The organism is Streptomyces sp. NPDC050842, from assembly GCF_044456565.1.
Classification (GTDB): domain Bacteria; phylum Actinomycetota; class Actinomycetes; order Streptomycetales; family Streptomycetaceae; genus Streptomyces.
In genome coordinates this window covers 559,501-584,407 of the sequence record NZ_JBITGA010000001.1, presented here as the reverse complement: position 1 = coordinate 584,407, position 24,907 = coordinate 559,501, and the positions used below count along the sequence as shown (strand labels likewise).

Below are 24,907 nucleotides of genomic sequence, written 5' to 3'. Positions count from 1 at the left end.
GTCAGCGGCCGTCACCCGGATCGCTGTCAGGTTGACGAGCTGCGGCGCTGTATCGCGGGCATATCGAAAAACGCCTACGCCACCGCAACAGCCCTCCCGCTCCAATGAGGACATGAACCACGACGCGTCCCTGTCAGCACCGCCCCGCCGCACGCGCGGGATCGTGCTCATCGGTCTGGCCCTCCTCGGCGTGGCGAGCGCCCTCTTCGTCATCCGGAGGCCGCTCCTGATGTCCGCTCCGCGGTGCATGGCGGGGCGGTGGCACGGCTGCTTCGACACGTTCAACGGTGTCGTGCTCATGACCTTGGTTGCCCTGCCGTTGTCCGCGCTGGTGGTGTGGGCTCTGGCGCACCGTCGGCGTACCGCCGGCGTCACCGGCGCGTGGCGGATGTCGCTGGCCGAGGTGGGCATGGTCCACGGGACGCTGCCGTTCCTCTGGATGACGATGATGCCGGGCGGTGGGGCCGGCATCGTCCCGGCCAGGATGAGCCTCGTACCGCTGCGGGACCTGGTGACGATGGGGCCCCTCGGGATCGGCGGCAACCTGCTGGTCTTCGCGGCGCTGGGGTTCTTCGCCCCGATGCGCTTCGCGGCGCCGGCGTCCGTGCCGCGGGTCCTGGCCCTCGGGGCGGGCTGCTCGGTCCTGGTCGAGACCGCGCAGTACGTCCTGCGACTCGACCGGGTGTCCTCCGTGGACGACGTCCTCGTGAACGCCACCGGCGCCGTACTGGCCGCTCTGGCGTCGCGCCGCTGGTGGCGCGGTCCGGCGGGCGCGTCCCCGCATACGTCGGCGATACGTCGTGCTGCTTAGGCTTCGGACATGCGCGTACTGATCGTGGAGGACGAGCCCTACCTGGCGGAAGCCGTCCGTGACGGTCTCCGGCTGGAGGCGATCGCCGCCGACATCGCCGGCGACGGCGACTCCGCCCTGGAACTGCTCGGCGTCAACTCCTACGACCTCGCGGTTCTCGACCGCGACATCCCCGGCCCCTCCGGCGACGAGGTCGCCCGGCGCATCGTCGCCTCCGGCAGCGGCATCCCGATCCTCATGCTCACCGCCGCCGACCGGATCGACGACAAGGTCTCCGGGTTCGGGCTCGGCGCCGACGACTACCTCACCAAGCCGTTCGAGCTGCGGGAGCTCGTCATGCGGCTGCGGGCGCTCGACCGCAGACGCGCGCACGTCCGGCCGCCGGTCCGCGTGATCGGCGGACTCCGGCTCGATCCCTTCCGCCGGGAGGTCTTCCGCGACGGGCGCTACGTCGCGCTCACCCGCAAACAGTTCGCCGTGCTCGACGTCCTCGTCGCCGCCGAAGGCGGGGTCGTCAGCGCCGAACAGCTGCTGGAACGGGCCTGGGACGAGAACGCCGACCCCCTCACCAACGCCGTCCGCATCACCGTCTCCGCCCTGCGCAAACGGCTCGGCGAACCCTGGCTCATCGCCACGGTGCCCGGCGTCGGCTACCGGATCGACACCGGCCCCGGCCCTGGCACCACCCGTCCCGGCGGTACGCGTGCGTAGACGCCCAGGCCTCAGCGCCCGGCTGAAGCTCACCCTCAGCTATGCCGGGTTCCTGGCCGTCGCCGGCGCCCTCCTGCTGGCCGTGGTGTGGGGGTTCCTGCTGCGCTACGTACCCGACAACTCCCAGGGCCTCCTCGGGGTCGCACCCAACCGCTACCTCCTCGTGCGTACTTTCGCCCCCGCCGCGGCCGTGGCGATGGCCTTCCTCCTCGTGTTCGGCCTCCTGGGAGGCTGGCTCCTCGCCGGGCGGATGCTGGCGCCCCTCACACAGATCACGGATGCGGCACGGAGGGCGGGCAGCGGATCGCTCTCCCACCGGATCCGCATGAAGGGCCGGCAGGACGAGTTCCGTGAACTCTCCGACGCGTTCGACTCGATGCTCGAACAGCTCGACTCCCACGTCGCCGAGCAGCAGAGGTTCGCCGCGAATGCCTCCCACGAACTGCGCACCCCGCTGGCGATCTCGAAGACGCTCCTCGACGTGGCCCGCGAGGACCCCACGCGGGACCGGGGCGAACTCGTCGAGCGCCTGCACGCCGTCAACGCACGGGCGATCGACCTCACCGAGGCCCTCCTGCTGCTCAGCCGCGGCGATCGCGGAATCGTCATCCGCGAGAGCGTCGACCTCTCCCTCGTCGCCGAGGAAGCCGCCGAGACACTGCTTCCCCTCGCGGAACAGCGCCGGACCACGCTCGACGTCACCGGCGGGCCGGCCTGGACCGGCGGCTCCGCGGAGCTCCTGCTGCGGATGGTGACGAACCTCGTCCAGAACGCCGTCGTCCACAACCTCCCCGCCGGCGGCACCGTGACGGTCCACACCGAGGCGCACGGCGACACGAACGTGGTGCGGGTCGAGAACACGGGCCCGCCGCTCCCACCGGACCTGGTGCCGACCCTCACCGAACCCTTCCGGCGCGGGACGGATCGGGTACGCACCGACGAGCACGCGGGGGTCGGCCTCGGCCTGGCCATCGTGCACAGCATCGTCCGCGCCCACGACGGGACCCTCGACCTCACTCCCCGCCCCGCCGGCGGTCTCCTGGTGACAGTCCGGCTTCCCGGCACGCCACAGGCGGCCTAGGCTTTTCCTTCCCTGGCGCGGTGGCCGTCCACGTACGTCGCCACGATCTCGATGTCCCCGATCCGGGACGGGTCGACGCGGCGCGGGTCGTCTCCCAGGACCACGAGGTCGGCGCGCTTGCCGGGGCTCAGGCTGCCCGCCGTGTCGTCCCAGCGGCAGGCGTACGCGCCGGCGGCGGTGTAGGCGTGCAGGGCCTCGTCGACGGTGACGGCCTCGTCCGGGCCGATCCGGCGGCCGGAGAGGGAGGCGCGCTCGACCATGAACTGGACGGCCCGCAGCGGCGAGCCGTCCGTGACCGGGCGGTCCGAGCTGCCGACGAGGGTGACGCCGTGGTCCAGGAATCCCCGGCCGCGGTACATCCACGGCGCCCGCAGCTCCCCCATGATCTCCGCGTAGTCGTCGCCGAAGTACCGCAGGAAGTTGGGCTGGACCACGGCGCTGAGACCGAGGCGCCCGAGGCGGGGCAGCTGGTCGGGACGGATCAGCCCGGCGTGCTCGATCCGGTGGCGGGCGTCGGGGCGGGGCCGCAGCTCCTGGGCGCGTTCCAGGGCGTCGAGGGAGGTCGTGGGCGACGGGGTGGTCCGGGTCCATCGTGAGGACGTGCGCGTTCGTCAGCCTCGTACAGAGCATGGGCGGTCCGTCCGGTTCGTCGTCGGAGTCAGTCGCAGTCGGTCGGAGTCAGTCGGCGTCGTCGGCGTCGGTCGGCGTCAGGAGGTCTCGGCCAGGACGTTGGCGCCGGTGGACGTGGGCGCGTACCGCTTGGGCGCCGCCGGCACCATCAGGGGCGTCCCCGTCTCCGGGTCGTCGATGATCCGGCAGGGCAGGCCGAACACGTCCTCGACCAGCTCGGCGGTCATGACGGTCGACGGGTCGCCCTCGGCCGCGATGACGCCGCCGGGCCGCATCACGATGAGGTGCGTGGCGTAGCGGCAGGCCTGGTTGAGGTCGTGGAGGACCGCCACGATCGTGTGGCCCTCGCGGGCGTGGAGTTCGGCGCACAGGTCGAGGACCTCGACCTGGTGGGCGATGTCGAGGAAGGTCGTCGGCTCGTCGAGGAGGAGGATCGAGGTCTGCTGCGCCAGGACCATGGACAGCCACACGCGCTGGCGCTGGCCGCCGGAGAGGTCGTCGACGGGCCGGTCGGCGAGTTCGAGGACGCCGGTCTGCCGCATCGCCTCGACGACGGCCGTCTCGTCGTCGGCGGACCACTGCTTGAGCATGCCCTGGTGCGGGTAGCGGCCACGGGCGACGAGGTCGCCGACCGTGATGCCGCCGGGGGCGGTGGAGGACTGCGGGAGCAGTCCGAGGCGGCGGGCGACCTCGCGCGAGCGGTACGAGCCGATGGCGCGGCCGTCGAGGTAGACCTGTCCGGCGCGGGGCTTGAGCATCCGGGCGAGGGCGGTGAGGAGCGTGGACTTGCCGCAGGCGTTCGGGCCGATGATCACGGTGAACGAGTGGTCGGGGATGTCGACGCCGAGGTCGGTGGCCACGGTCCGCTGGTCGTAGGAGAGGGTCAGGTTCTCGGCGCGCAGGCGGGAGGCCGGACGGTCCGTCGGACGGTTCTCCGTGGTCGGACGGTTCTCTGTCGTCGGACGCTTCGCTGTCGTTGTCATGCGCGGCTCTTTCGCGACTCGGTGACCAGTAGCCAGATGAGGTAGAGCCCGCCGACGCAGCCGGTCGCCGTGCCCACGGGCAGGAGCGCGGGGGCGAAGAGCCGCTGCACGGCGAGGTCGCTGAGGGCGAGCATGACCGCGCCCATGAGGGCGGACGGCAGCAGGGCGGGCCCGGAGGAGCGGGTCAGCTTGCGGGCCACCTGGGGAGCGGCCAGGGCCACGAACCAGATGGGGCCGGTGACGGCGGTGGCGAAGGCGGCGAGGGCGACGCTGATGACGAGGAGCAGGGTGCGGGTGCGTGCCACGTCGACGCCGAGGGCCATCGCGGTGGTGTCGCCCATCTCCACCATGGAGAGGCGGCGGGAGAGGAAGAAGGCGAGCGGCAGCAGGACGGCGACGGCGATGCCGATGGCGTTGGCGTGTGTCCAGAGCCGGTTGCCCAGGCTGCCGATGAGCCAGGCCTGGGCCTCCAGGGCCTCCTGGAAGGTCGCCCGGGTGATCAGGTACGAGTTGACGGCGAGGAGCAGGGCGCTGACGCCGATGCCGACGACGACCAGCCGGAACCCCTGGATGCCCCGGCCGAGCATGAGGAGGTGGACGGCGAGGGCGGTGGCGAGACCGCCGATCAGCGCGCCGAGCGCGATCTGCATCATGCCGCCGTGGAGGACGACGATGACGACGAGCGCGCCCACGGCGGAGCCGTTGGTGAAGCCGATGATGTCGGGGCTGCCGAGGGGGTTGCCCGTGATGCTCTGGAGGATGGCCCCGCTGACGGCGAGGGCGGCGCCGACGAACAGGGCGGTCAGGAGCCGGGGCATGCGCAGGGTGTTGACGACGAAGTCGGCGATGCCCGTTCCGTTGCCGGTGAGCGCCTGGAGGACCTCTCCGACGGTGAGGTCGAAGTCGCCGGTGGTGAGGGTGACGCCGGCGACGGCGAGGAGCGCGGCGAGGAGGGCGGCGGTGACGGCGACGGTCCGGCCCCGGACGAGCACGGAGACGGCCCCCGAGGGCGTACGGACGACCCGGCCACTGACGACGCGTGACGGGGCGGGCCCGCCCTCGGAGCCGGTCGGGGGTCCGGAGGCCTTCGCCTCCCGTACGGCAGTCACAGCATGACCAGCTTTCGGCGGCGGCACAGGGCGATGAAGAGGGGGGCTCCGATGAAGGCGGTGACGATGCCGACCTGGACCTCGCCGGGGGCGCCGAGGATCCGGCCGAGGACGTCGGAGCCGACGAGGAGGACGGGGGCGATGAGCATCGAGTACGCGAACACCCACCGCTGGTCGGGGCCGACGACGAAGCGGGCGACGTGCGGGACGGCGAGCCCCACGAAGCCGATCGGTCCGGCGGCGGCGGTCGCGGCGCCGCACAGCAGCATCACGGCGACGGCGCCGAGGGCGCGGGTCCGGCCGACGTTCACGCCGAGGGCCCGCCCCATCTGGTCGCCCATGGCCAGGGCGTTGAGCGAGGGCGCGAGGACGAGGGCGATGACCAGGCCGACCGCGATGAACGGCAGGGCCATCAGGACGACGTCGTAGTAGCGGCCCGCGAGGGAGCCCACGGTCCAGAAGCGGAACTGGTCGAAGGCCCGGGGGTTGAGCAGCAGGATCGCCCAGTTGAAGGCGTACAGGACGGCGGTGACGGCGGCGCCGGCGACGACGAGCCGCTCGGGTGAGGCGAGCTTGCGGCCGGAGGAGCCGAGCAGGAAGACCCCGACGGACGCGGCGGCGGCGCCCGCGAGGGCGAACCACACGTAGCCGAGGGGGGCCGCGATACCGAAGAAGGCGATGGCGACCACCACGCCGGCGGAGGCCCCGAGGTTGACGCCGAGCATGCCGGGGTCGGCGAGCGGATTGCGGGTCAGGGCCTGCATGAGGGCGCCGGCGAGGCCGAGCGCCATGCCGACGAGCATGCCGAGGAGGGTCCGGGGGATGCGGTAGTCATGGATGATCACCGACGTCTCCGACCCGTCGGGGTTCCACAGGACGTTCCAGGTGGCGGTGAAGGGGATGCCCCGGGTGCCGACCCAGATGCTGAGGAGGGAGACGAGGACGAGTGCGGCGACGCCGACCAGCAGGCCGAGGCTCCGGAGCGTCGCCCCGGTACGGCCCGACCGGGGTGCGGCGTCGACGGCCTTCCCGACTCTTTCGCGGGACTGGACGGACAACGACAGCTCCCCTGACGGCAGTTGGCGTGTGGGGCGGGCCCTCGACGCACGGACTGGCGAGTCGATACTTAGGTGAGGCTAACCCGAACGCAAACGGCCGGTCAACGCGCCGTACGGTCAGAGTAGGCTTACCTAACCATTATCTACGTCTCCGTGGAGGAGTCACATGCCAACGGGCGTACCGACAGGGGCACTTGTCCTCGGTCGAGCGATCAGAGGACAGCGCCCGCGCATCATCGCGGCGTCCCTGCTCGGCATGACCCACCAAGGCTGCGAGGCCCTGATCCCGGTGGTCATCGGCCTCATCATCGACTCGGCCGTGGCGACCGGCTCCTCCGCGTCCCTGCTGCGCTGGCTCGTCGTCCTCGCGGTCCTCTTCCTCGTCCTCTCGACGTGTTACCGCACGAGCGCGCGGATCACCGAGGGCGCGGGCGAGCACGCCGCGCACCGGCTCCGGATGGAGCTGGCCGGGCGCGTGCTCGACCCCCGGGGCGGCTCCGAGACGAACCGGCTCCCCGGCGCCCTCACCAGCATCGCCACCAACGACGCCCGCCGGGTGGGCTCGGTGGCGGGCGCCATCGCCTACGGGGTGTCGGCGATCGCGGCCCTCGTGATCAGCGCCGTCGCCCTGCTCAGGATCTCCGTGCCGCTCGGCCTGCTGGTCCTGCTCGGCATCCCGCCCCTGCTCTGGCTCGGGCACCGCATCAGCCGGCCGCTCGAACGGCGCAGCGAGACCGAGCAGGAGCGCGCCGCCCACGCCTCGGGCGTCGCCGCCGACCTCGTCGCCGGGCTGCGGGTCCTCAAGGGCATGGGCGCCGAGTCGGCGGCCGTCGCCCGCTACCGCACCACGAGCCAGGACTCGCTGGCCGCCGCCCTGCGCGCGGCCCGCAGCCGGGCCGGGCACGAGGGCGCGGTCCTCGCCCTGACCGGCGTCTTCATCGCCGTGATCGGCCTGGTGGGCGCCTACCTCGCCATGGACGGCAGCATCAGCGTCGGTGAACTGGTGGCGGCCGTGGGCCTGGCGCAGTTCCTCCTCGGGCCGTTCCAGCTGCTCACCTACGTCAACGCCGAACTCGCCCAGGGGCGGGCCTCCGCCAAGCGCATCGCGGAGGTGCTGGCCTCGCCCGTCACCGTCGAGGGCGGCGAGGCGGTCCCGGCCGACCCGGCCGCCGGGCACCTCGCGCTGCGCGGAGTGGCGCTCGGCGCCCTGCGCGGAGTGGACCTCGACCTGCCCGCAGGCAGCCTGACCGGCATCGTCACCAGGGATCCGGCGGCCGCCGCCGACCTGCTGCTCTGCCTGGCCCGGGAGAAGGACCCCGCCGAGGGCACGGTCGAGCTCGACGGCGTACCGCTGACCGGGCTCGACCCCGACGCGCTGCGCCGGGTGGTCCTGGTCGCCCACCACGACGCGGACCTGTTCGAGAGCACCCTCCTCGACAACGTACGGTCCGGGGCCGACGGCGACGCGGCCGCGGTCGAGAGCGCCCTCGCGGCCTCGGCCGCCGACGACGTGGCCCAGCTGCTCCCCGACGGTGTGGACACCCTCCTCGCCGAGCGCGGCCGGTCCCTCTCCGGCGGCCAGCGCCAGCGGGTGGCGCTCGCCCGGGCGCTCGCCGCCGACCGGCCCGTCCTCGTCCTGCACGATCCGACGACCGCCGTCGACACCGTCACCGAGTCGCGGATCGCGCGCGAGCTGCGGGAGGTCCGCCGGGGCCGTACGACCGTCCTCGTCACCACCAGTCCCGCGCTCCTCGCGGTGACCGACCGGGTGGTGGTCCTGGAGGACGGCGCCGTACGCGCCGACGGCCACCACAACGACCTCCTCGCCGCCGACGAGACGTACCGCGCGGCGGTGCTCGCATGACGGCCGACGAGGCACCAGGTACGACACCGGGTACGACGCCGGGTACGACACCGCCCAAGGAGACGGAACAGACCATGACCGGAAGCAGCCCGGACCGCGCGCTCCTGCCGACCGCCACCGGCGCCGAGTCCATGGCGGCGCTCCGCACCATGCTCCACGGCCACCGGCTCCTGGCCGTGGCCGCGATCACCGTCCTGGTCGCCGGCACGGCCATCGGGCTGCTGACGGCACCCCTGCTCGGGCACATCGTCGACCTGGTGGTGGAGCAGCGGGGTTCCCAGGCCCTGACGCTGCCGCTCGTCCTGCTCATCGCCGTCGCCGTGGCGCGCGGCGCCGCCGCCGCCGTCGGCAGCACGCTCGTGGCCCGGCTCGGCGAGACCGTGCTCGCCGCGCTGCGCGAGCAGTTCATCGAGCGGGCGCTGCGGCTGCCGCTCGAACGGGTCGAGGCGGCCGGCTCCGGCGACCTCGTGTCCCGGGTGACGAGCGATGTCAGCATGATCGCGAAGTCGGTGCGGCAGGCCCTGCCCGAGTTCAGCCGGTCCGCGCTCACCATCGTGCTCACCTTCGCGGGACTCGCCGTGCTCGACTGGCGGTTCCTGCTCGCGGCGCTCCTCGCCGCGCCGGTGCAGGTGTTCTCCGTCCGCTGGTACATGCGCCGCTCCTCCCCCGTGTACGGCGAGCACCGCATCGCCACCGGGGCGTTGCAGCACCAGCTGCTCGACAGCGTCGGCGGCGCGCGGACCGTGCGCGCCTTCCGGCTCGGCTCCACGCACACCGGGCTCCTGGAGGACCGGTCGGGGGCCGCGCGCGACCTCGGCCTGCGGGGCATCCACCTCGTCACGGGCTTCTTCTCCCGGCTGAACCTCGCCGAGTTCATCGGCCTCGCCGCGATGCTCGCCACCGGCTTCGTGCTGGTCGACGGCGGCTCGGTCAGCATCGGTACGGCCACCGCGGCCGCGCTGTACTTCCACAGCCTCTTCAACCCGATCAACGCCACGCTGTACCTCCTGGACGACGCGCAGTCCGCGGGTGCGAGCTTCGCCCGTCTGGTGGGGGTCTCGGCCCTTCCCGCGGAGTCCGAGCCGGAGGAGGCCGACGCGCCCGTGGACGGTTCCGTCACGGTGTCGGCGCTCGGTCACGCGTACGGCACCGGGGCTCCGGTGCTGCACGAGGTCGACCTCACCGTGCACGGCGGGGAGCGGGTCGCCCTGGTCGGCGCGAGCGGGGCGGGCAAGACGACCCTCGCCAAGGTCATCGCCGGGGTCCACGAGCCGACGTCGGGCTCGATCACGCTCGGCGGGGTGCCCGTGGGGAAGCTGGGTCCGGCCGGGGTCCGCCGCGCGGTGACCCTCATCAGCCAGGAGGTGCACGTCTTCGCCGGGCCGCTCGCCGAGGACCTGCGGCTCGCCCGGCCCGGCGCCGGTGACGACGAGCTCCGCGCGGCCCTGGACCGGGTGGGTGCCCTGGAGTGGGCGGAGGCGCTGCCCGAGGGCCTGGCCACGGTCGTCGGCGAGGGCGGGCACCGGCTGACGGTGACGCAGGCGCAGCATCTCGCGCTGGCCCGGCTGGTGCTCGCCGATCCGCCGATCGCCATCCTCGACGAGGCGACGGCCGACGCGGGCAGCGCGGGCGCGCGCGTCCTGGAGGACGCCGCGGCGCGGGCCCTCGAGGGCCGTACGGGCATGATGGTGGCCCACCGTCTCCCGCAGGCCGCGACGGCCGACCGGGTCGTCGTCCTGGACAGGGGGCGGGTCGTGGAGAACGGCACCCACGAGGAGCTGATCGCTGCGGGCGGCCGGTACGCCGACCTCTGGGCCGCGTGGTCCGACAGCCGTCGGCAGCCCGCGGACAAGGTGCCGAAGCCGGCCTCCGGCTCCGAATCCGCCGCCGAGTTGCCCGTCTCGCCGGCTCTCTGACGGGGAGAACGAAGGAGGGGCGTCACGACGGATCGTCGTGACGCCCCTCCTTCGTTGCTCAGCCCTGCCGGGCCACGAGGCTCGCCGGGCGCAGGTCGGTCCAGTGGGACTCCACGTACGCCAGGCACGCTTCCCGGGTGTCCTCGCCGAAGACGGTCCGCCAGCCGGCGGGTACGGCGGCGAAGGAGGGCCACAGCGAGTGCTGGTTCTCCTCGTTGGCCAGGACCCAGAAGCGGCCCTGCGGGTCCTCGAAGGGGTTGGTCGTCATGCGTTCTCACTCCTCGTGGATGTGACGTCGAACAGTTCGGACAGCGGCAACTCGGAGTCGGCTGTCACCGTGCGCAGCAGGGTCTGGAGTTCCTCGGCGATCCGGCGGGCCTTGGCGGCGCCGATCCGCTGGTGGGCGTGGATGATGCCGCAGTGCACGGGCCCGTCGCCGCGCGGCTCGTAGAAGGAGAGCGTCAGCTCCGCCCGTGTCGAGCCGGTCGGGACGGCCTGGAGGGTGCCCACGCCGCCCTCCAGCCGGTCGAGGTCGGCCTGCTCGTGGTGGATCACCATCACCTGCGGGCCCTCCGGCCGCAGACCGGCCGTCCGGACGACCGCGTCGAAGGGGACGTCTTGCCGGTCGAGGGCGCTGAGCGTGGTCTCCCGTACGCGGCCGAGCAGTTCGGCGAAGGTCGGGTCGCCCGCCGTGTCGGTGCGCAGCAGGACCGTGTTGAAGAAGCAGCCGACGAGGTCGGCGAGCCGGTCGTCGGTGCGCCCGGCGACCATGGTGCCGATGGGCAGGTCGGTGCCCGCGCCGTGGGCGGTGAGCACGGCGGCGAGCGCCGAGTGCAGGACCATGAACATGCTGGTGCCGGTGGCCCGCGCGAGCCGGTCCACGTCGGCGTGGAGCTGCTCGTCGAGGACGAACTCGACGATCCCGGTCGCCGGCCCGCGGCCGGTGTGCCCCTCGGTCCGGGGTGCGGGGACGTCGGCCGGCAGGGCCAGTTCGCGCGGTGCCTCCCTGAGCGTCCGGTGCCAGTAGGCCAGTTGGCGGGCGCCCCGGCTGTCCGGGTCGTCGAGGTCGCCGAGGACCTCGCGCGCCCAGCGGGTGTAGTCGGCGTAGGAGACGGGGAGCGGCTCCCAGTCGGGCGCCCGGCCGGCGGTCCGCGCTCCGTAGGCCGTGGTGAGGTCGCGGAGGAGCGGGACCACGGACCATTCGTCCACGGCCAGGTAGTGCATGGTCAGCAGGACCGCCTGGGCCCCGTCCGGGCCGGTGAGCAGCCGGACGCGCAGCGCGGGTTCCCGCTCCAGGTCCGGTGCCTGTCCGGCCAGTTCGGCCAGTCGGGCGTCCAGGTCCGCGCAGTGCTCCGAGGTCGGGGCCGGCGCCTCGGCGGCCCGCCGGAGCACCGTCCCGTCGGGCTGCGCGGCGAAGGCCGTGCGCAGCGGTTCGTGGCGGGCCGTCACGTCGGCGAGCGCGGTGGCGAGGGCGTCCTCGTCGAGTCCGCCGGGCGAGCGCAGCACGAGCGCGTGGTCGAAGCCGGGGCTCCGCCGGTACGCGTCCCACTGCCACTGCTGGACGGGGGCCACCTGAAGGTCGCCGTCAAGACCGGCGTCCCGCGGCGCGGGGCGCAGGGCGGGGCGGGCGGCGGTCGCGCCGTCCAGTTTGCCGGCGATGCCGGCGACGGTCAGGGCGTCGAAGACGTCCCGGATGCTCAGCTCGACGCCGAACTCGGCGCGGATCCGGCCGAGGAGCCGCATCGACGCCATGGAGTGGCCGCCGAGCGCGAAGAAGCTGTCGTGGACGCCGACGGCGTCCAGCTTGAGGATCTCGCAGAACAGCTCGGCGAGCCGGGCCTGGGTCGGGGTCGCCGGGTGGGCGTCGCCGGTCATCGCGGTCCACTGCGGCGCGGGCAGCGCCTTGTGGTCGAGCTTGCCGTTGGGCGTGAGCGGCAGCGGGCCGTCGAGGGCGACGACGAGGGCGGGGACCATGTACTCGGGCAGCTGGCCGGCGACATGGGCGCGCAGTTCCTGCGGGTCGAGTTCGCCGGGCCGGCCGTCCCCGGTCTCGGGTACGGCGTAGCCGACGAGCCGGACGATGTCGCCGTCGCGGTCGGGCAGGACGGCGGCCTGGGCGACGGACGGGTGACTGGCGAGCGCGGCCTCGATCTCGCCCAGTTCGATGCGGAAGCCGCGGATCTTCACCTGGGTGTCGACCCGGCCGAGGAAGTCGAGGTTGCCGTCGGAGCGCCAGCGGGCGCGGTCGCCCGTGCGGTACATGCGGCTGCCGGGCGCGCCGAACGGGTCGGCGACGAACCGCTCCGAGGTGAGCCCCGCCTGCCCGAGGTAGCCCCGGGCGAGGCCGCGCCCGGCGACGTACAGCTCGCCGACGACACCGGGCGGCACCGGCCGCAGGTGCTCGTCGAGGACGTAGCAGCGGGTGTTGGGGTCGGGGCGGCCGATCGGCACCCGGCCGGCGGCCCGGCCGCCGTGCTCGCGGGCGGGCCACAGCGTCGAGTTGACGGTCGCCTCGGTGAGTCCGTACGCGCAGATCAGGTGCGCGGTGGCGCCGAACCGCTCGAAGAGGTCCGGCGGCACGGTCTCGGTGCCGACGAGGACGGTCGAGCCCTCCGGCAGGGCGCAGCCCGGGGGCAGCGCCGAGACGAGGGACGGCGGCAGGATCATGTGGGTGATCCGCTGGTCCGCGAGGAAGTCGGTGAGCGCGGGGCCCGCGACCCTGGCCTCGTCGGTGATGAGGACGAGCCGTCCGCCGTGGCAGAGCGCCATGGCGAGCTCGAAGGCGAAGACGTCGAAGCCGATGGACGCGAACTGGAGGACGCGGCTGTCGTGTGCGAGGCCCATCCGGTCGACGGCGGTGGCGACGAGGCTGGCGATGCCCTCGTGCGGGACGACGACGCCCTTGGGCCGGCCGGTGGAGCCGGAGGTGTAGATGACGTACGCGGCCTGGTGCAGGCCGACCGGGCCGCCGGGCGGCGGCGTCGCGGGCAGCGCGTCCAGCTCGGCCGCGATGTCCGGGGCGTCGAGCAGGAGCACCGGGACGCCCGGCACGTCGGGGATCTTCCCGGCGACGGGCTCGGTGCCGACGACGACGGCCGCGCCCGAGTTCTCGATCATGTACGTGAGGCGGTCGCCCGGGTGGACGAGGTCGAGCGGCAGGAAGGCGGCGCCCAGCTTCAGCGCGGCGAGGACCGTCGCGATCATGTCGACCGAGCGCGGCACGGCCACGCCGACGACGCTCTCGGCGCCGACACCGCGGGCGGTGAGCAGCCGGGCGACGCGGTCGGCGCGGGCGTCGAGCTGGGCGTACGTCACCGACCGGGAGCGCTCGACGACGGCGACGGCGTCCGGGCGCTCGGCGACCCAGCGGGCGAAGAGCGCCGGCAGGGTCTCCTCGTCGACCTCGCGGGGCGCGCCGTTGAAGCCTTCGAGGACCAGCCGGCGTTCCTCGGCGGAGAGGATCTCCGCGCGCGACACGGGTTGGTCGGGGGCGGCGACGAAGGCCGCGACAAGCCTGCGGAGGCGGTCGGCGACGAGCTCGGCGGTCTGCCGGTCGAAGAGTTCGGTGGCGAACTCCAGGCGGCAGCCTAGGGAGTCGGAACCACCGGCGCCCTCGACGGATGTCCGCTCCGTGAAGCTGAACACGAGGTCGAACTTCGCGGTGCCGATCCCGTACGGGACGTAGTCGGCGCGGAGTCCGGGCAGCCGCAGCTCGTCGTCGGTGCGGGCGTGGTAGCCGACCATCACCTGGAACAGCGGGTTCCGGGAGAGGGAGCGGGTGGGGTTGAGCTTCTCCACGACCGACTCGAAGGGGACGTCGGCGTGGGAGAACGCGGCCAGGTCGGTCTCCCGGACCCGGGCGAGCAGCTCGGTGAAGCTGGGGTCTCCCGCGAGGTCCGTCCGCAGCACCAGCGTGTTGACGAAGAAGCCGACGAGCTCGTCCAGGGCTTCGTCGCCCCGACCGGCGATGGGTGCGCCGAGAGGGATGTCGGTGCCCGCGCCGAGCCGGTGCAGCAGGGCGGCGACGGCCGCGTGGGCCACCATGAACATGCTGGCGCCGGTCTCGCGGGCGAGCCGCTTGAGTCCCTCGTGGACCGTCCGGTCGAACGTGATGTCCAGCTCGCCCCCGGTGAACGCCGGGCGGGCGGGCCGCGGCCGGTCGGTGGGCAGCTCCAGCTCCTCGGGGGCGCCGGCGAGGGTCGTGCTCCAGTGCTCCAGCTGCCGGGCCGCGAGGCTGTCCGGGTCGGCCGGGTCGCCCAGGAGGCGCCGCTGCCAGAGGGCGTAGTCGGCGTACTGGACGGGCAGCGGCTCCCAGTCGGGGGCGGCGCCGTCGAGGCGGGCCGTGTAGGCGGTGGTCAGGTCTCGCAGGAAGGGGCGGTCGGACCACTCGTCGGTGGTGATGTGGTGCAGGAGCAGCGCGACGACGTGGTCGTCGGGCGCGACCTCCACGATCGTGGCGCGGATCGGCAGTTCGCCGGAGAGGTCGAAGGGCCGCCGGACGGCGGCGTCGACGATGCCGGGGACCTCGTCCTCGGTGGCGCGCAGGTGCTCGACGGCGGGCAGGACGCCGGCGGGCAGGACCCGCTGGAACGCCTGGCCCTCGCGCTCGGCGAAGACCGTGCGGAGCGCCTCGTGGCGGGCGGTCACGTCGGCGAGGGCGGCGCACCAGGCCTCGCGGTCGAAGGCGCCGCGCAGGCGCATGACGAGCGGGAAGTTGTACGCGGCCGAGGTGCACTCGATCTGCTGGATGACCCACAGGCGCTGCTGGGCGTGCGAGAGCGGCAGTTCGTCGGGCCGTTCGGCGGCCGTGAGTGCCGTCAGGGCCGGGCGGGCCGGGCCGCGCGAGGCGGCCGCGCGCTCCACGAGCTCGGCGACGGTGGGCGCCTCGAACAGGTCGCGGATCGCGAGTTCGGCGTCGAGGGCGGTGCGGGCGCGGCTGACGAGCCGGGTGGCGAGGAGCGAGTGCCCGCCCAGGTCGAAGAAGTCACTGTCGATGCCGACGCTGCCCTCGGCGAGGCCGAGGACCTCCGCGAACAGCGCGCAGAGCGTCTCCTCCTGCGGCGTGCGCGGCGCCCGGGTCTCGCCCGTGCCGGCGAAGTCGGGTGCGGGCAGGGCCCTGACGTCCAGCTTGCCGTTGACGGTCAGCGGCAGGGTGGCCACGGTGACCAGCGCGGACGGGACCATGTAGTCGGGCAGGCCGGCCTTCAGGTGCTCGCGCAGCCGCTGGACGAGGGTCTCCTCGACGGGATCGGCGCCCTCCTCCCGTACGACGTAGCCCACCAGCCGCTTGGTGCCGGCGGCCTCGTGGACCACCACGGCGGCGTGGGCGACCTCCGGGTGCCCGGACAGGGCCGTGGAGATCTCGCCGAGTTCGATGCGGTAGCCGCGGATCTTCACCTGGTCGTCGGTGCGGCCGAGGAAGTCGAGCAGGCCGTCGGGGCGCTGCCGTACGAGGTCGCCCGTGCGGTACATGCGTTCGCCGGGCTCGCCGAACGGGTCGGCGACGAACCGCTCGGCCGTGAGGCCCGCGCGGTCGTGGTAGCCGCGGGCGAGGCCCGTGCCGGCGATGTACAGCTCGCCGGGACAGCCCGGCGGAACGGGGCGCAGCATCGTGTCGAGGACGTGGGCGCGGGTGTTGCGGATGGGCCTGCCGACGGTCGGCGTCGCGCTGTCGGTGGTGGAGCCGCCGAGGGTGTTGATCGTGTATTCGGTCGGGCCGTACAGGTTGTATCCGTACGTGTCGTCGGTGTCGCGCAGGCGGGTCCAGACGGTGTCGGAGACGGCCTCGCCACCGAGCAGGACCAGGGCCGGCCGGTGCCGCCCCGAGGCGTCGTCGCGGTCGAGGAGGCCCTCCTCGATGAGGAGCTGGGCATAGGTGGGCGTCACGTTGACGACGTCGACGCGGTGCTCGTCGCAGTACGCGACCAAGGCTTCGGCGTCGCGGCGGAGCTCCTCGTCGCAGACGTGGACCTCATGGCCCTCGACGAGCCAGAGCAGCTCCTCCCAGGACATGTCGAAGGCGAAGGAGACGGTGTGCGCGATCCGCAGGCGTCGTCCGCCGGCCGAGGCGATGGCCGGGTCGAAGATCTCCTTCTGGTGGTTGAGCTGCATGTTCGTCAGACCCCGGTAGGGGGTGACGACACCCTTGGGGCGGCCGGTGGAGCCGGAGGTGTAGATGACGTACGCGGGGTGTTCGAGGCGGTCCGGCACCCCGCGGGCGAACGCGGGCCGCTCGGCGTCGGTGATCCCGTCGCCGGACAGCGCGGCCAGCTCGGCCGTCACCGCCGGATCGTCGAGGAGGAGTTCATGGGCGACGGGCCCGTCCTCGCCGCGCAGCGTCGGGGCTACCGCGGTCGTGGACAGCAGGCACAGCGGTCCCGTGTCCTCGGCCATCAGGCGCAGCCGATCGGCGGGGTGGTCGAGGTCGAGCGGCAGGTAGGCGGCGCCCGTCCGCAGGACGGCGAAGAGCGCGGCCACCATCTCGATGGACCGGGGCAGCGCGAGCGCCACGACGGTCTCGGGCCCGGCGCCGCGGGCGAGGAGGAGGCGGGCGAGCCGGTTGATCCGCCCGTCGAGTTCGGCGTACGTCAGGGCGACGTCGCCGAAGACGAGCGCCACGGCGTCCGGGGTACGGGCGACCTGGGCCGTCAGCATGTCGGCGACGGTCTCGTCCGGCACGTCCTCGCGGGTGGCCGCACGGCCGGATTCCAGCGCGAGGCGCTCCTCCGGCAGCAGCAGGTCCACACCGGCGGTACCGGTGGGCGTCCCGCCTTCGAGGGCCTCGCCCAGGCGGTCGAGGACCGTCGTGAAGCGGTCGAGGATCGTGGCGGCCGCCTCGGCGTCGAAGAGGTCGGGCCTGGCCGCCAGGGTCACCCGCAGCCGCGCGCCGGGCGTGACGATCAGGGTCAGCGGGAAGTGGGTGCCGTCGACGTTGGCGACGCCGGTGATGCCGTGCCGCGCCCGGAGCTCCGCCGCGCGGTCCTCGCCGTCGGCCGAGCGGAGCACGAAGAGGGTGTCGAAGAGGCGGCGGTGGCCGGTCTCCTGCTGGAGCGTGCCCAGGCCGACGTACTCGTACGGCATGACGGAGGCGCGCTCGGTCTGCATCCGCCGCAGCAGGTCGAGCGGCGGCTCGTCCGGGGCGAAGGCGACGCGGGCGGGGACGGTGTTCAGGAACATGCCGATGATGCCGGCCACGTTCGGTACGTCCGCCGGGCGGCCGGCGACCGCCGTGCCGAAGGCGACGTCCCCCCGGCCCGTCATCGCCGAGAGGACCAGGCCCCAGGCGGCGTTCAGGACGGTGTTCAGGGTGAGTCCGTGGCGCCGGGCGAGGGTGCGGAGCCGGTCGCTGCTCTCCTGGGTGAGGTGGGCGTCGAAGTCGGCGGGGATGACCGGTCCGGCGTCGCGTCCGGACGGGGCGACGAGCGTCGGTTCGTCGAATCCGGCGAGCGTCCCGCGCCAGGCGTCCAGGGCGGCGGTGGTGTCCTGGGCGTCGAGCCAGGCCAGGTAGTCGCGGTACGAGCCCGGCAGCGGCAGGCCGGTGGCGTCGCCGGCCCGCTCGTACAGCGTGAACAGCTCCTCCAGGAACAGCCAGGCGGACCAGCCGTCCCAGAGGATGAGGTGGTGGGTGACGACGAGCCGGTCGCGGCCGTCGCCGAGGCGGATGAGCAGCAGGCGGCAGAGCGGCGCGGCGGACAGGTCGAAGCGCTGCCGGCGGTCGGCGGCGAGCAGCTCCTCCACGCGGGTCCGCTGCTGCTCCTCGGAGAGGTGGGTCAGGTCCTCCTCGACGAGCGGGATCTCGGCGCCGTCCGCGATGAACTGGACGGGCCGGGGCAGGCCGTCGCTGGTGAATCCGGCGCGGAGGCTCGCGTTGCGGTCGAGGAGGGCGCGGCAGGCGGCCCGCAGCCGGTCGGCGTCGACGCGGCGGTCGAAGTCCAGGGCCTCCTGGGACTGGTAGACGTCGAGGGCGTCGCCCGCGTCGTAGGTGGCGTGGAAGTACATGCCCTCCTGGAGCGGGGAGAGCGGCCAGATGTCCGCGACGGGGAGGCCGGCGGCGGCGTGGACGCGCTCGGTCTCCTCGGGGGTGAGGACGAGTCCGCCCAGCGGGGCCGGGGCGGGGGCCGGGGCCGGGGGCTCCGGGGGTGCGGCGGCGGTCAGTTGGTCGAGCAGGGCCTTCAGGGCCGGGTCGACGGCCGCGCCGGACTGCTGCTGGAGGGCCAGGACGGCCTGGAGGGCGGCGGCGGCCTGCCCGGCGTCGGTGGCGGAGACGGTCACGCCGTCTGAGTGCACGGGTACCTCGGGTGTCTGGAGTGCGGTGGGGTCGGCCGGGGCCTCGACCGGGGCCGCGTGCGCGGCCGTCTCGGCGAGGGCGGCGGGGGTGCGGCTGGCGAACACGTCGCGCGGGCTGAGCGTCAGCCCCTGCTCGCGGGCGCGGGTGGCGACGGTGATCGAGGTCAGGCTGTCGCCGCCCAGGACGAAGAAGTCGTCGTCGACGCCGATTCCCGGGACGCCGAGGACGTCGGCGAAGATCGCGCACAGGGCTCGCTCGCGGTCGTCGCGGGGTGCGCGTCCGTCCGCCCGGGGTGCTGCCTCGGGGGCCGGCAGGGCGTTCTGGTCGAGCTTGCCGCTGGGTGTCAGCGGCAGTTCGGTGAGGACGACGACGGCGCCGGGCACCATCGGGGCGGGGAGCGCGGCGACGAGACCCGCGTGCAGGGCCGCGGAGTCCGGGGTGGCGCCGGGGGCCGGGACGGCGTAGCCGACGAGGGCGCCGTCGCGGACGACCACGGCCGCCCGGGCGACGCCGGGGAGCGCGGCGAGGGCGGTCTCGATCTCGCCCAGCTCGATGCGGTTGCCGCGGATCTTGACCTGGCGGTCGGTGCGTCCGAGGTACTCGACCGCCCCGTCGGGGCGCCGCCGCACCAGGTCGCCGGTGCGGTACATCCGGGTGCCGGGCTCGCCGAAGGGGTCGGCGACGAACCGCTCGGCGGTCAGCCCGGGCCGGTCGTGGTAGGCCCGCGCCAGCTGGACGCCCGCGAGGTACAGCTCGCCGGGCACCCCGTCGGGCACCTGGCGCAGGAACGGGTCCAGGACGTGGAGCCGGGTGTTCCACACGGGTCGGCCGATCGGCACGGCCGGCTCGTCGCCGCCCTCGTACGGGAAGTACGTGACGTCGACGGCGGCTTCGGTGGGGCCGTACAGATTGTGGAGGGGTACGGGTCCCCGCCCGTCGCGGGAGGTCCCGGTCGTGAGGTCCCGCCAGCGGCGGGCGTCGGCGCCGGTGAGCGCCTCGCCGCTGCAGAACACCCGGCGCAGGCTCGCCGCCCAGTCGGGGACGTCCGCGGCGGTGACCGTGTCGGCCTCCATGACCTGGGTGAACGCGGCCAGCATCGAGGGCACGAAGTGGGCCGTGGTGACGGCGCGGTCGCGGATCAGGCGGGCCAGGTAGGCCGGGTCGCGGTGGCCGTCGGGGCGGGCGAGGACGACGGTCGCGCCCTCGGTCAGGGCCCAGAAGAACTCCCACACCGACACGTCGAAGCTGGACGGGGTCTTCTGGAGGACCCGGTCGTCGGCGGTGAGCCCGTAGGCGTGCTGCATCCAGGCGAGCCGGTTGACGATGGCCCGGTGGGTGACGGCGACGCCCTTGGGGCGGCCGGTGGAGCCCGAGGTGTAGATCAGGTACGCGGGGTGGTCGGGTCCGGCGGTCCGGGCTGCCGCTGCCGCTGCCGCGGGGACGGTCTCGGCCGGGTCGTCCGCGCCGATGACGACGTGGTCGAGGCCGGGGACGGCGGGCAGCCGGCCGGCGGCCTCCTCGGTCGTCACGACGGTGCGGGCGCCCGAGTCGGTGAGCATGAACGCGACCCGGTCGGCCGGGTAGTCGAGGTCGACGGGCAGGTAGGCGGCGCCCGCCTTGAGGACGCCGAGGAGCGCGACCATCAGCTCGGCCGAGCGCGGCACCGCGACGGCGACGTACTGCTCGGGGCCCGCGCCGTGGGTGCGGAGCCGGGCCGCGAGGGCCTCGGCGCGCCGGTCGAGTTCCGCGTAGGTGAGGGTGGTGTCCTCGAAGACGACGGCCGGGGCGTCCGGGGTGTCCGCCACCCTTGCGGCGATGAGCGCGTCGAGGGTCGTCTCGGGAACCGGGTGCCCGGTGGCGTTGAGTTCCGTGAGGTGTTCCCGCTCGCGGAGGGAGAGCAGGCCGGTCCGGCCGACGAGGCGGGAGGGTTCGGCCACGACGGTCCGCAGCAGGGCCGTGTACCGGCCGGCGAGGACCGCGACGGCCACCTGGTCGAGGCGTACCGCGTCGTGCTTGAACCGCAGCAGCAGCCCGCCGTCGGCCGGCTCGACGACGAGCGCGAGCGGGTAGTGCACGGAGTCGAGGACCTCGGCACCTGTGATGCGCAGCCGCTCCGGCTCCTGTCCGTCGGACCGGTCGCCGGTCGGGTAGTTCTCCAGGACCACGAGCGTGTCGAAGAGTTCGCCGCCGCCCGCGACCCGCTGGATGTCGGTGAGGCCGAGGTGCTGGTGGTCGAGCAGGGCCGTGTGCTCGTCCTGGACGCGCCGCAGGAGGTCGGTGAGCGTCTCGTCGGCGCGCAGGGTCACCCGGGCCGGGATCGTGTTGATGAAGAGGCCGACGGCGGAGTCGAGGCCCGCGACCTCCGTGGTGCGGCCGGACACGGTGGTGCCGAAGACGACGTCCTGGCTGCCGGTGAGCGCGCCGAGGACGAGGCCCCAGGCGCCGTGGAGGACGGTGCTCAGGGTGAGGCCGTGGGCGCGGGCGTAGGCGGTCAGCTCGTCGGCGAGGTCCTGGGGGAGGCGGGTGTCGACGTGCTCGGGGCGGGCGGGTGCCTCGGTGGTTCCCGTGGCGGAGAGTTCCGGCAGTCGTGTGGGTTCCGCGAGCCCGGCGAGGGCCTCGCCCCACGCCGCACGCGCGGCGTCCCGGTCGCGGCCCGCCAGCCAGGACAGGTACGGCTCCGGGGCGACCGGCTCGGGGAGCGTGACGCCCTCGTACGCGGCGGTCAGTTCGCGGAGCAGGACGGAGACGGACCAGCCGTCGGCGACGATGTGGTGCAGGGTGAGGAGGAGCCGGTGGCGCTGCCCGTCCTTGACGAGCGTGGCGCGGAGCAGCGGCGGCCGGTCGAGGGCGAACCTCTCGGCGCGGTCGGCGCGCAGGAGCTCGTCGAGTCCGGTGGTCGCGGTGTCGGCCTCCCGCCACGGCAGGGTCACGCGGTCCGCGAGCCGCTGGACGATCTCGCCGCCGGGCAGCTGGCGGAACGACGCGCGCAGCAACGGGTGCCGGTCGAGGAGCAGTTGGAGGGCGCGGCGCAGCCGGTCGGGGTCGACGGGGCCCGTGAGGTCGAGGAGTTCCTGGACGACGTAGAGGTCGGCGGCGCGGTCGTCGAACTCCGCGTGGAAGAAGAAACCTTCCTGGAGCGGGGAGACGGGCAACGCGTCGGCGTCGAGCTCCACTGGGGGAGCCGTGGCGCCGGCCGTCTCGCCGGCGATCCGGGCGAGCGCGGCGACGGTCCTGTTCCGGAACACCTCGCGCGGGGTGATCGCGAGGCCGGCCTCGCGGGCGCGGTTGACGAGCTGGATGGCGACGATGCTGTCGCCGCCCAGTTCGAAGAAGCTGTCGTGGACGCCCACCGACGGCAGGCCGAGGACCTCGGCGAACAGCGCGGCGAGCGCGGTCTCGGCCGGGGTGCTCGGGGTGTCGGCGCCGGTCATGGCCGTCCACCGGGGCTCGGGCAGCGCCTTGCCGTCGAGCTTGCCGTTGGGGGTGAGAGGGAGCGGGCCGGCCAGGAGCACGACGGCCGACGGGACCATGTGGTCGGGCAGCGCGTCGGTCACGTGGGCGCGTGCGGACGTCACGGCGGCCTCGGCCTCCTCGCCGTCCACCTCCGCGACCAGGTAGGCGACGAGGCGCTTCACGCCCCGGTGGTCCTCGCGGGCGAGGACGGCGGCCTGGGCGATGCCCGGGCAGGCCATCAGGGCGCTCTCGATCTCGCCGGGCTCGATCCGGTGGCCGCGGATCTTGATCTGGCCGTCGGCGCGGCCGAGGAACTCCAGGTTGCCGTCGGCGCCCCAGCGGACCCGGTCGCCCGTGCGGTACATCCGGGTGCCGGGCTCGCCGTACGGATCGGCGACGAACCGCTCCGAGGTCAGTCCGTGGCGGCCCAGGTAGCCGCGGGCGAGGCCGCGCCCGGCCACGTACAGCTCGCCCTCCGCGCCGGCGGGGGCCGGACGGAGTGCCGTGTCGAGCACGTAGGCGCGGGTGTTGGGGTCGGGCCGGCCGATGGGCGCGGGGCCGGGCCGGTCGGGTTCGGCGATCCAGAGCGTGGAGTTGACGCTCGCCTCGGTGAGGCCGTAGGCGACGACGACCCGGAGCCTGCCGTCCCAGCGGGCGATGAGCTCGCTCGGGACCGCCTCGGTGCCGACGACGAGCACGGCTCCGGTGGGGAGTTCGCACTCCTGCGGCAGCGCGGAGACGAGCGACGGCGGCAGGATCATGTGGGTGGCGCGGTGGTGTGCGATGTAGTCGGTGAGCGCGGGGCCGGCGACGCGGCGCTCGGCGGGGACGACGATGATCCGGCCGCCGACGCACAGCGACATGATCAGGTCCCAGACCGTCACGTCGAAGCCGACGGAGGCGAACTGCACGACCCGGCTGTCGGCGGTGATGCCGATCCGTTCGGTCGCCGTGGCGATGAGGCTGCCGACGCCGTCGTGCGGGACGACGACGCCCTTGGGGCGTCCGGTCGAGCCGGAGGTGTAGATGACGTACGCGGCCTGGTCGAGGACGACCGGGACGCCCGGGTCGGTGGCGTCCTGGGCGGCGAGGGCGTCCGCGGTCGCCGGGGCGTCGAGCAGGAGGTGCGTGACGCCCTCCGACACGGGGAGTGCACCGGCGAGGTCGCGCACGGTGAGGACGGTCCGCGCCCCGGCGTCGGACAGCATGTAGGCGATGCGGTCGCCGGGGTGGTCCGCGTCCAGCGGCAGGTAGGCGGCGCCCGCCTTCATCACGGCGAGCAGGGCGACGACGAGCTCCGGCGAGCGGGGCAGGGCCACGCCGACGACGTCCTCGGCGCCCACGCCGCGGGCGGCGAGGAGGCGGGCGAGGCGGTTGGCGGAGGCGTTGAGCTCGGCGTAGGTCAGCTCGCGGTCCTCGCAGACGAGGGCGACGGCGTCGGGCCTCCGGCGGACCTGCCGCTCGAAGGCGGCGGGCCAGGAGAGTTCCGGCGACTCGCACGGCGCCACGCCGAACTCGTCGAGCACCAGGGTGAGTTCGGCGGCCGATGTGAGGTCGAGGTGGCCGATGGGGCGGTCGAGGTCCGCTGTGAAGGCGTGCAGCAGGGCGAGGAAGCGGCGCTCGTGGTCGGCGAGTGCGGCCTCGTCGCAGACGTCCGCGTCGGCGTCGAGGTGGACGGTGAGGCCCTGGCCGTGCCGGGTCTCGGCGAAGTTGACGGCGAGGTCGCTGACGGGCCCGAGCCACTCCGGGCGCAGTTCGGCGGCGTGCTCGGTTCCGCCGTCCGCGAAGCGCAGGCCCTCGGGGCGCGGCAGGACGTTGACGGTGGGGCCGACGAGCTCCGGTACGCCGTCGACGAGGCCGAGGTCCCTGGCCAGGTCCTCGGCGCGGTAGCGGCCGTGGGCGACCGCGTCGGCGACCGCGTCCCGCACGTGGGCCACGAGCGCGGCGCCGGTGACGGCGGGCCCGACGGCGAGGCGCAGCGGGACGATGTTGGACACCATGCCGGGGACGGTCGCGGAGGTCTCGTCCCGGCGGGCGGCGATCGGCAGTCCGAGGACGAGGTCCTGCTCGCCGCTGACGCGGTGGAGGTAGGCGGCGACGGCGGCGAGGAGGACGCGGGACGGGCGGACGCCCGCGGTCCGGGCGGCGGCGTGCAGCCGGTCGACGTCCCGCGGGTCGAGTTCCGTCGTACGCCGCAGGCGGCGGGTCATCGGGGAGGCGCCGCGCTCGACGAGGCGTACGGGCTCGGTGCGGCCGGCCATGCGGTCGGCCCACCAGGCGCGGTCCTCGCCGTGCTGTTCCGACGTGCGGTACGCGTGGTCGGCGGCGACCAGGCGGGCGAGGGAGCGGTCGCCGGGCGCCGGGGCCCGCTCCCCCGCCGACGCCGCCGTGTAGAGCTCGCCGGCGCGCCGGGTGACGAGGGCGACGCCCATGCCGTCGATGACGATGTGGTGGTAGCGCTGGACCCACAGGACGTGGTCGTCGGCGAGCCGCAGCAGCCCGTGGCCGGTGAGCGGTCCGTGGGCGAGGTCGACGGGCCGGTCCCGGTCCGCGGCGGTCCACGCGGCGGCGGCCTCCTCGGGGTCGGCGGCGGCGCGCAGGTCCACGACGGTGACGTCGGCCGTGTCCGCCGGGTCTGCGGGGAGGTCCCTGAGCGTCTGGCGTGGTCCGTCGCTCCCGGGGACGACGTTCACCCGCAGGCACTCGGTCTCTTCGACGGCCCGGCGGACGGCCGTGGTGAGCCGGTCGAGGTCGAGGTCGCCGCGGAGGTCGAGCGCGAACACGATGTTGTAGGCAGAGCTGTCCGGCTCCAGTTGCTGGGCCAGCCAGATGCCGGATTGCCCGCCGGTGAGGGGGATCCCGGAAGCGGACGTCCGGTCCGACTCGACGTCAAACATCGTACGAAGTGGCCTTTCCCTGGAGGTGCGTCGGTGTGGGGTGGTCCCGGGCGCGGCTCGGCACCCCTCCGTGCGCGGGGTGCGCCTCGAACGCCGACGGCGTGGCG

General features: G+C 74.2%; 10 protein-coding genes and 1 pseudogene. 5 read left to right on the top strand and 6 right to left on the bottom strand.

Annotated elements, in window-relative coordinates; genetic code table 11:
• The first annotated feature begins 112 nt into the window (after positions 1 to 112).
• The 3 genes from ACIBG6_RS02625 to ACIBG6_RS02615 are packed head-to-tail and all read left to right on the top strand — an operon-like array spanning position 113 to position 2,603.
• The gene (locus tag ACIBG6_RS02625; RefSeq protein ID WP_399220642.1) at positions 113 to 811 is read left to right on the top strand and encodes a VanZ family protein; all 699 of its coding nucleotides are present in this window, start codon (positions 113 to 115) and stop codon (positions 809 to 811) included.
• 9 nt (positions 812 to 820) lie between these two features.
• Entirely contained in the window at positions 821 to 1,522 is a 702-nt protein-coding gene (locus tag ACIBG6_RS02620; RefSeq protein ID WP_399220641.1) for a response regulator transcription factor, read from the top strand.
• Positions 1,515 to 2,603: a sensor histidine kinase gene (locus ACIBG6_RS02615; protein WP_399220640.1), complete on the top strand. Its 1,089-nt coding sequence runs from the start codon at positions 1,515 to 1,517 to the stop codon at positions 2,601 to 2,603. Before ACIBG6_RS02620 ends, ACIBG6_RS02615 begins: the two co-directional genes overlap by 8 nt.
• Here ACIBG6_RS02615 and ACIBG6_RS02610 read toward each other — a convergent pair.
• The 4 genes and pseudogenes from ACIBG6_RS02610 to ACIBG6_RS02595 form a co-directional block, all read right to left on the bottom strand.
• Positions 2,600 to 3,163: pseudogene (locus ACIBG6_RS02610) on the bottom strand (amidohydrolase family protein); the annotation flags it as partial. The gene ACIBG6_RS02615 and the pseudogene ACIBG6_RS02610 sit on opposite strands and share 4 nt — an antisense overlap.
• Before the next feature lie 147 nt (positions 3,164 to 3,310).
• Positions 3,311 to 4,216, bottom strand: a complete 906-nt coding sequence (locus ACIBG6_RS02605) for an ABC transporter ATP-binding protein (RefSeq protein WP_399220639.1) — start codon at positions 4,214 to 4,216, stop codon at positions 3,311 to 3,313.
• On the bottom strand, positions 4,213 to 5,325 hold the full coding sequence (locus ACIBG6_RS02600; protein WP_399220638.1) for a FecCD family ABC transporter permease: 1,113 nt from the start codon (positions 5,323 to 5,325) through the stop codon (positions 4,213 to 4,215). The genes ACIBG6_RS02605 and ACIBG6_RS02600 overlap by 4 nt, the downstream gene beginning before the upstream one ends.
• Positions 5,322 to 6,389: a FecCD family ABC transporter permease gene (locus ACIBG6_RS02595; RefSeq protein WP_399221165.1), complete on the bottom strand. Its 1,068-nt coding sequence runs from the start codon at positions 6,387 to 6,389 to the stop codon at positions 5,322 to 5,324. Before ACIBG6_RS02595 ends, ACIBG6_RS02600 begins: the two co-directional genes overlap by 4 nt.
• 160 nt (positions 6,390 to 6,549) lie before the next feature.
• Here ACIBG6_RS02595 and ACIBG6_RS02590 point away from each other — a divergent pair, with 160 nt between their 5' ends.
• On the top strand, positions 6,550 to 8,247 hold the full coding sequence (locus tag ACIBG6_RS02590; RefSeq protein WP_399220637.1) for an ABC transporter ATP-binding protein: 1,698 nt from the start codon (positions 6,550 to 6,552) through the stop codon (positions 8,245 to 8,247).
• Between the two features lie 74 nt (positions 8,248 to 8,321).
• Positions 8,322 to 10,163, top strand: a complete 1,842-nt coding sequence (locus ACIBG6_RS02585) for an ABC transporter ATP-binding protein (RefSeq protein ID WP_399220636.1) — start codon at positions 8,322 to 8,324, stop codon at positions 10,161 to 10,163.
• A gap of 58 nt (positions 10,164 to 10,221) precedes the next feature.
• Here the strand turns inward: ACIBG6_RS02585 and ACIBG6_RS02580 are convergent, their stop codons facing one another.
• Both ACIBG6_RS02580 and ACIBG6_RS02575 read right to left on the bottom strand, forming a co-directional pair.
• On the bottom strand, positions 10,222 to 10,431 hold the full coding sequence (locus tag ACIBG6_RS02580; RefSeq protein ID WP_399220635.1) for an MbtH family protein: 210 nt from the start codon (positions 10,429 to 10,431) through the stop codon (positions 10,222 to 10,224).
• Positions 10,428 to 24,800: an amino acid adenylation domain-containing protein gene (locus ACIBG6_RS02575; RefSeq protein ID WP_399220634.1), complete on the bottom strand. Its 14,373-nt coding sequence runs from the start codon at positions 24,798 to 24,800 to the stop codon at positions 10,428 to 10,430. The genes ACIBG6_RS02580 and ACIBG6_RS02575 overlap by 4 nt, the downstream gene beginning before the upstream one ends.
• Between the last annotated feature and the right edge of the window lie 107 nt (positions 24,801 to 24,907).

Coding starts and splice junctions, on each gene's coding strand:
- ACIBG6_RS02585 (WP_399220636.1), top strand. CDS start 8,322: ATGACCGGAAGCAGCCCGGACCGCGCGCTCCTGCCGACCGCCACCGGC.
- ACIBG6_RS02620 (WP_399220641.1), top strand. CDS start 821: ATGCGCGTACTGATCGTGGAGGACGAGCCCTACCTGGCGGAAGCCGTC.
- ACIBG6_RS02625 (WP_399220642.1), top strand. CDS start 113: ATGAACCACGACGCGTCCCTGTCAGCACCGCCCCGCCGCACGCGCGGG.
- ACIBG6_RS02575 (WP_399220634.1), bottom strand. CDS start 24,800: ATGTTTGACGTCGAGTCGGACCGGACGTCCGCTTCCGGGATCCCCCTC.
- ACIBG6_RS02580 (WP_399220635.1), bottom strand. CDS start 10,431: ATGACGACCAACCCCTTCGAGGACCCGCAGGGCCGCTTCTGGGTCCTG.
- ACIBG6_RS02605 (WP_399220639.1), bottom strand. CDS start 4,216: ATGACAACGACAGCGAAGCGTCCGACGACAGAGAACCGTCCGACCACG.
- ACIBG6_RS02590 (WP_399220637.1), top strand. CDS start 6,550: ATGCCAACGGGCGTACCGACAGGGGCACTTGTCCTCGGTCGAGCGATC.